2 protein-coding genes and 3 pseudogenes are annotated in these 2,325 nt (G+C 36.0%); 2 read left to right on the forward strand and 3 right to left on the reverse strand.

Features of this window, described 5'->3' with window-relative positions:
* Nucleotides 1–170 precede the first annotated feature (170 nt).
* Nucleotides 171–723, reverse strand: a pseudogene (locus CK510_RS29475) (sterol desaturase family protein).
* A 77-nt stretch (nt 724–800) separates the two neighbouring features.
* Here CK510_RS29475 and CK510_RS33110 point away from each other — a divergent pair.
* Complete coding sequence (locus tag CK510_RS33110) at nt 801–1,061, forward strand: hypothetical protein (protein WP_211293350.1); 261 nt, start codon at nt 801–803, stop codon at nt 1,059–1,061.
* A gap of 36 nt (nt 1,062–1,097) precedes the next feature.
* On the opposite strand, the gene CK510_RS33115 is transcribed toward CK510_RS33110, so the two are convergent.
* Both CK510_RS33115 and CK510_RS34510 read right to left on the reverse strand, forming a co-directional pair.
* Nucleotides 1,098–1,364 (reverse strand): HNH endonuclease, encoded by a 267-nt coding sequence (locus CK510_RS33115; protein ID WP_211293351.1) that lies wholly within the window; start codon nt 1,362–1,364, stop codon nt 1,098–1,100.
* Between the two features lie 114 nt (nt 1,365–1,478).
* Nucleotides 1,479–1,643: pseudogene (locus CK510_RS34510) on the reverse strand (group II intron maturase-specific domain-containing protein); the annotation flags it as partial.
* A 217-nt stretch (nt 1,644–1,860) separates the two neighbouring features.
* Here CK510_RS34510 and CK510_RS29490 point away from each other — a divergent pair.
* A pseudogene (locus CK510_RS29490) lies at nt 1,861–2,139 on the forward strand (IS1634 family transposase); the annotation flags it as partial.
* Nucleotides 2,140–2,325: the final 186 nt, after the last annotated feature.

Raw genomic sequence — 2,325 nt, forward strand, 5'->3', positions numbered from 1 at the left:
TTTGTTTGCTGTTTGCATTGTGGTAGCTTTCCTGATTTTTTGTAGTGGAATTTACTGATAAGTTTAGATTCATTCTGGCATTATTAAATTCCAGAATTTCCTCAAAAATACCTGAAAAAGCTTTGAATTGAAAATTTATTAGTATTTTTGTATTGCTACTGAAATTAATACTACTTTAACGGGACAAGTGGGAAACGCAAATGCATTCTGAGTAAACGTAACCAGCGCAACCAGATTTTTGCAGGTTGGTCAAAGAATGTAAAAATATCGCCAAAACCTGCATTTGTTTTTTGATGATGAAGCCAGTGTTGTTCGGGAGTTGTGATGAATAAAATCTGACATAATAAAATTATGAATTTGGGAGTTTGCCAGCCTATGACGCTAGTATGTCTCCACCACACATGAAACTGACCTAAAAGTAATCCGCAGATAACCCCTGCTTGAGAAAAAGACCACAAAAATATTGCTACAAACAAATACGGTAAAGCACCCAACAAACCATCTAAAAGAACCTGATAATTCAGCGCGAAATGCGCCACCGGGGAGAATCCCCGTGGTCACTTTCGCATTAGGATAGCATAGTGATGAAATTTTTTTTTTTGCGGAGTGGTGTGTTTTTAGGTGGAGGCTACCAAAAACATGTTCGGGTACGTGGTATGCAAAAGTGGAAAGAAAGTCGCCAAAAAACAGTAATAGCCAAGCCGTAGCTATAGCTTCAAGCATTTTTACTTCTCAACTTGAATAAAAGTAGGTCATGGTACATGATTCTTTTACACTTAAAGAATATGGATAAATGTGCGATGCCCTTAGCGATCACTTTGTGGTATTACATTCAATTACTGGAGATAAAGCTTGGGTACGATGTAGATAAGTCAATTGCAACAGTTCTACAGCAATTACACCAAAATATTTTGCCTTTTACTATACTTTTGTATTTCATTGGTTACAAGTTAACTAGACTACCAAATGACATCTGTATTAGTTTACTTCTTGGTGCTATCAATAAGTGGATGTTACGACATAACGGGCAAGCCAAGACAATAAAAAACCGATGTGCATAAACGAGGGAAGCCGTACATATTCAAAGTAGTACACACTCAAAACAAAGTTTTGATATCGTGGCAATGGCGGTGCAGTAATTGAAGATTTTTCCATTCCTTTTTACCTCCACAAGAAATAGGATTTATGTGGTCAATCTCCAATAAGTCACCTTCAAGAAAATTTAAACCGCATCCCATACATCTACCTTTTTGTTGCTTAAGTAGCTTTCTTTTTGTAGTAGGTAAATCGGGATGATTACTTAACCTTAAACTCCAGTAGATATTGTCACCATCATATGGGCTTTTATCCCCTCTAACCTTCACATAATCGTTAACACTGGAGTGAAATTCGATATGTGATAGTAACTTTAATCCGTTACTATCTGGTTTAGTGATGAATACCCAATGGTTGTCACCTATGGTGTGCCAATATTTTTGATGACCCTGGTTGATGCTTCCAGTTTGTCTTTTAGCCCATCTTCTTAATCGAAGATAAGTTATTCTATCTAACCGAGCGAAATCCCCAACAGTTCCAGCGTCTGAAACTCTATAATATGAAGCCCATCCCCTAATAATAGGGTTAAGGCTGACTGCCTGACAGATTTATTTCAAAAGAAGTGAAAAAGCACTCAAACCCAGCATTTAAAGGAGTAAACACGAGAAAAACATATCCTGCGATACGCCTTTGGCGTTAAGCTCCGCTTATCGTAATCTTGGCGAGCTTTGTTAGAGGCAAAGCAGGATTGGGGGTCTTGAGATAACAAAGGAATTGGGGTGAACAATAATTCAGGATAAAAATAAAATCCAAAAAGATACATTGAGTGCAGGCAGATTTATACTAGCAACAAATGTTTTAGAAGAAAGTCAACTTGGTAACGGCACTATGATTTACGAATATAAAAGACAACAATCATGCGAGAGAGGATTTGGTTTTCTCAAAGACCCATTATTTTTTGCAGATAGTATTTATTTGAAAAGTCCAGAAAGAATCGAAGCCTTAGGGATGATAATGGGTTTATGTTTATTAGTCTATACCTTGGCACAACGATTGATAAGAACAGCATTATATGAGGCACAATTAACTATAAAAAATCAATTAACCTGAGTTCGATGTAAGAAAATAACCTATAAATCTTTCCTGACAAGAGTTCCAAGATTTTATTAGGCTTGACTGATTATCAATAACTTTAAGCTATTGATAACAATTACTAGTTGACAACTTCAATAAGTAAATTTTTCCAACAAAATCCTAAGTAATATTACTAACAACAATCAATATTGTCCC

Source organism: Brunnivagina elsteri CCALA 953 (assembly GCF_002289455.1).
Lineage (GTDB): Bacteria > Cyanobacteriota > Cyanobacteriia > Cyanobacteriales > Nostocaceae > Brunnivagina > Brunnivagina elsteri.